Source organism: Streptosporangium fragile (genome assembly GCF_039534445.1).
Lineage (GTDB): Bacteria > Actinomycetota > Actinomycetes > Streptosporangiales > Streptosporangiaceae > Streptosporangium > Streptosporangium fragile.
Genome location: NZ_BAAAVI010000146.1, coordinates 1 through 4,882, shown reverse-complemented (window position 1 = coordinate 4,882; position 4,882 = coordinate 1). Strand labels below are relative to the sequence as shown.

Below are 4,882 nucleotides of genomic sequence, written 5' to 3'. Positions count from 1 at the left end.
TTGTTGGTCACCGTGGCCGTCCAGGTGACCGTGGAGCCCGGCCCCGGCTCGGTCGCCGAGACGCTGTGGGTGACCTCCAGATCTGTCCGGGCGGGGGTGGGCGTCAGCAGGAACGACCGCGGTTCCTGGACGAACCCGGCCGAGGACGCGGAGCGGTCCCGCACGAAGCCCCGCACCAGGATCTGGCCCGAGGAGTTGAGGTCCAGCACCTCCCCGATGCCCACGCACGGCTGGGTCGTCTGCCGGGTGTCCTTCGGGCACCACGGCCGGGACAGCACATTCGCCAGCTGGTACTTCTGGCCGTCCACCCACATCAGCGGTGGCTTCTGCGCGTTGAGACGATCCCCCTGCTCGGAACCGACGACCACCTCGTTGTCGTTGACCGCGGTCGCCTCACCCACACCCAGGTCGGTCGGCTTGCCGTCCTTCCACACGTAGGCGCGCTTGGTCTCCGTACCCTCGTAGCGGCCGCACCGCAGGGTGCCGACCACCAGGCCGGTGCTGTTGAGGTCGGAGGCTCTGCCGCCCGTCGTGGCACACCCCTCGACCGTGCCCGGGAGTTTGGTGAGCACACCGTCGGCGTAGAACATCGGACCGGTGTCCCGGACACTGCCGTCGGTGTTCCGGCTGAGCGCGTAGCCGCCCGCGACCGCGCCGTTGCGGTTGATCCGCGGTAGACGACCCTGGCCCCACTCGTTCTCGTAGCTGAGACCACCCCCGGCGTAGTCGGGAGGCAGCGTGACCGCGGTCCCCCGGTCCCACATCACACCTCGGGACAACGGAGAAGCCCCCGCATAACCGAGCGTCTGGCCGTTGTCGTTCACGGCGACGGCGTTGAAGTCCGACGCGCTGTTGCCCGGCTGCAGATCGGTGACCAAACCGCCGTCGCGCCAGACGACGGCGCGCCGGGAGTTGACGCCGTTCACCGACGTCACGGCCCAGCCGGACACCTCCCCGGCCTCGTTGAGGCCCAGGCCACCGGCCTCGCACTTGACCGCACCATCGGTGCAGGTCAGACCACCCAGCTCGGTGAACGTGCCGTCCTGCCAGCGCACCGCGCGCCGCTTGCCGTCCTTGTCGACCACTGTGGCCGCGACCTGGCCGCGGTCGTTCAGCGTCTCGGCCTCGGTCCGCGACGCGTTCCCGCCGGGCAGCGCGCCGATCTCGGTCACCGTGTAGGTGCCGAACCGCGCCTCCACGGTGTGGTCCTGGTCCATGGTCAGGGTCAGCGCACCCGGGCCCCGCTTCTGGCCGTCGACGACCCACCCGATCGGGACGCGCCCGGCCTCGGGGGTGGCGGTCACCTTCACTTCCGTCCCGGCCCGGTACTTCTCCTGCGCCGGCGACGCGGTCACCGAGCCACCCGGCCCGGCCGACAGCTTCAGCGTGAACTCCCGGGTGTCCGGCTTCTTGACCTCGACCACATCGAGCGCGGTCCGCAGACCCTTGTCCGTCTCGGCCTTCACCACGATCGAGTACACGCCGTCGGCCAACGCCTCGGTCGTGGCGCTGTACACGCCGTCACCGTCGTCCTGCAGCGAAAGCTCGGTGCGCGTGTTGTCCTCTCCGGTCACGAACGCCAGCACTGGCCTCCCGGTGACCGGTTGACCGTTGTCGGTGACCGTGGCCGTCACCGTGACCCGGTTGTCCTCCGACTGCTTCGCCGTGGCCGTCACCGTGGCAGGGTTGCCCGCGACCCAGGCACCCAGGTCGGCGGTGACCGGCTCGGCCGCCGTGTTGGTGATCTCCAGCTTCCACGCCCCGGCCTGCGGGGTGGCGACGCTCAGCCCCTGTATGGGCTGCTTGGCCGCGTCGCTGCCGGCCGTGTACTGCGCGGCCGGCTTTCCGGCCGGATCGAGCAGCAGCAGCCCCACCGTCGGCGGCAGCACCCCCGTCACACCGAACGCCGTGCCCTGCGGGACGTCCAACGACACGATCTTCTTCGCCCCCGGCCCCACCTGGGTCGACGACGCGGCGAACATCGTCATCTCGTCCGCACGGTTCTCGGCACCGTCGTCGTCCGTGGCTGTCGCCCTCGCCTTGGTGTCCGGGGCCGGGTTCCCGGTGACTCCCTCGGTCAGTCCGGGCGTGTCCGGGCTGGCGGTGCTGTCCGGTACCGACGCCAACCGCGGTGTAAGGTACGTCGCGAGATCCCACTCCGAGTCGGTCATCGACATGTGCACCGTTCCGGTCCTGGGAATGTCGAGGTAGAACCGCGCACTCCACAACGGAACGATCAGGTCGCCCTTGTGCATCTCCGGGTCTTCGCCGGGGAGGTAGCAGCCGATCCTGCCCACGCCCGCCAGATTGGAGGGGATCACGCCCCTCAGGTTCTTGTAGTCCCTGTAGAAGTCACCATGCACATACGACTTGGTGACCTGCGCCGTCGCCGGATAATACGGGACCGGCACGTTATTCAAGTGGGCCAGCAGCACGAGCAGGTCCGCGCAGGGAGTCCCCCGGTTCGGGGTCCCCATCTGCAGCATCCGGATCACCACCGGCTTGCCGTCCGTCGGGCTCGGCAAGTTCGGCATCTCATCCTGGATCATCTGCCGGGCGATCAGACCACCCATCGAGTGTCCGATGAGGTCAAGGTGCGGAGAACCCGTTTCCCTACGCATGTTCTCGGCATATCTCGTCAGTTCCTTGGCGTTCTGCGCAAGCGTGTAGGTCTTCGCCAGCGGGTCCAGCAAGGAGCCGGTGTTGAGGGTGCCGCCGTCGGGGCCGAATCGGCCGTCACCGACGGCGCCCACCTCGAGATGGGGATGAATCCTTTTCAGGATCGCAGGAGTGTAGGCCCACGAGGTCACGTCGGTCTTCCAACCGTGCACCAGGACCACGGGCCTGGGCTTGGTGATGACCTGCGCCGACTCGGCGAAATCCAGCTTGACGTCGTCGACGTAGAGCCGCGCCTTGACGTACCGGGCCCAGTTCGCCGCCCATTTGTCCCCGTTTTTCTCCCAGGCGATCCCGTCGGTCTTCCAGTTCACCCACACGGTGCGGGTCTCGTTCGGATCGAGCTCGACCCCGAGTGGTTCCATGGGGAATAGCGAACCGAGTGCGAGATCGCCCGGATTCGGCGAATGCGCCAGTTTGAGGTGCGCGGTGACACGCAGAGGGTCGGGATTGGTCAGCGAAACCGCGACGCGCGCCGGGGCCCCGTCGTACACCTCCGTCGCCGCGCTCCACTCCTCGGAGGGGTATTTCTTCGTCTCCAGGGTGACCGAATTGATGACGGGCCCGCTTCCCAGCTCAAGCAGGAAGCCGTGGTCGACGTCCGCTCCCGCGGGCCGGCCCACGCCGATGATCCTGATTTTGCCGTCGGTGATGCCGGTGGCCTTCTTCAAGACCCAGCCCGAGTCCGGTGGCAGCAGGGTGTTCAGATCGGTTCCCACACCGTCCCGGAACAGAGCGGCATGCTCGTTGACCATGTTCTCGTTGGTGTACATCACCCCGACGGCGATTCCGGCCTCGTTGATTGCCTCTACTCGGCCGCCGTAGGGGGTGTCCTGTATGTGGGCTTTTGCGTTTCTGTCCCAGATGACGGGATTATCGCCGACGTCCGCGGTCGGGTGCCCGTCCACATGACCGGCGACCAGGCCCTTTTCGTTGACGTCGTTGGCTCGGGTCCACTGGGAGGTGCCGGGGACCTTCAGCTCGTCTCGCTCCAGGTTGAGGGGCTCGCCGGGCATGGTTTTGAAGGCGCGAAAGGTGTTGGGCGGACCGGGGTCCATGTCAGCCCGACCGACAACCGAACCGGAGTTGTCCATGGCGCTGGGCTCTAGATACTGGCCTTTGAACGCTTGCAGCTTCAGTTCGCCGTCGTCGGGATTGAGTACAAAGGCGATGCCCGCGAGCTGGCCGCGGTCGTTCCCGGTTATCGCCCACTTACCGACGGGAGTTATTTTGTTTCCCTTGATGAGGACGACTTTGTCCGTGCTCGCGTTCTCGACCCTGACGAGCACCGTGCCGTCTTCCCTGATGTCGTAGGGGGTGGACGAGTCGGTGTTGGCGTCGAGGCCGAGGAGCGCGTGAAGATCCCGGACCTCTCCGTCGGAATACAGCTTGGCTTGAGGACGAGGGGTCTCGCGGCTGGAGTCCCCGGTTGCCCAGAGGACCTCGCCTTTGTTGTTGATGTCGATGACGGTGCCACCCTTGCCCACGAGGGAGCCGAGATCAGTGATCTTCACTGTGGGTGCGACGGCCGCCGCTTTCGCGTCCGGAGGCGATGCCGGGCCGGACGCGGCCAGTGCGGGTAAGGGTACGACGAGGGAGCTGGCCAGCATGGTGGTCAGGCCCACCACCCCGGCGATGAGAGAGAACGCGGTCCGCCGAGCGGAAACGCGATCGGATAACAGGCTCAAAAGGATGCCTCCACGGCTACGGATGCGCTTTCCGGCGCAGCGGTGAATGCTGACGTAGGATCTGGAGTCGGAATCGGAGCCCCCGAGCGTGAGACCGGACTCCTGCAAGGTCCGGGCAGCTCAGCCTTTTGCGCCGTGCTTCACCCGGCAGCGGGATGGGATCGTCCTGGCGGACGGACCGCATCGCGCGCCCGCCGGGGTCACGGGACGGCGTCGTGGCTTGAGTACGAGCGCGTCGAATGGACCCGACGCCGGTCTCCTCCTACGGTTCGTCCGCCATAAAGACGAAATAAAGTGAGCAGCTCGGGAAGTCTCGCCGACTCGACTTGAGGATCACTTCAGCTCACTTGAAAGCTGCTGGAAGCCGACCAGAGGTTTTTTGTAGACCACTGGAGGCCGGAAAAGTCTGTCCGCGACTGTGGACAGGGCCGAGGGCGCGGTCCCTTTCGCCGTGGTGAAAACTCCATGAACGCCGTCGCCGAAGCCCTGTGCGCGGAGATGTCCGGCGCCGTGTTCGC

2 protein-coding genes are annotated in these 4,882 nt (G+C 66.8%); both read right to left on the bottom strand.

The annotated features are described in order from the left end of the window. The coding region (locus ABD841_RS40160) for an InlB B-repeat-containing protein (RefSeq protein WP_344982311.1) at positions 1 to 4,304 on the bottom strand (4,304 nt) is incomplete at its 3' end. Positions 4,305 to 4,697: 393 nt separating this feature from the next. Further along, positions 4,698 to 4,882: hypothetical protein (locus ABD841_RS40155; RefSeq protein WP_344982310.1), on the bottom strand; the 185-nt coding region annotated here is incomplete at its 5' end.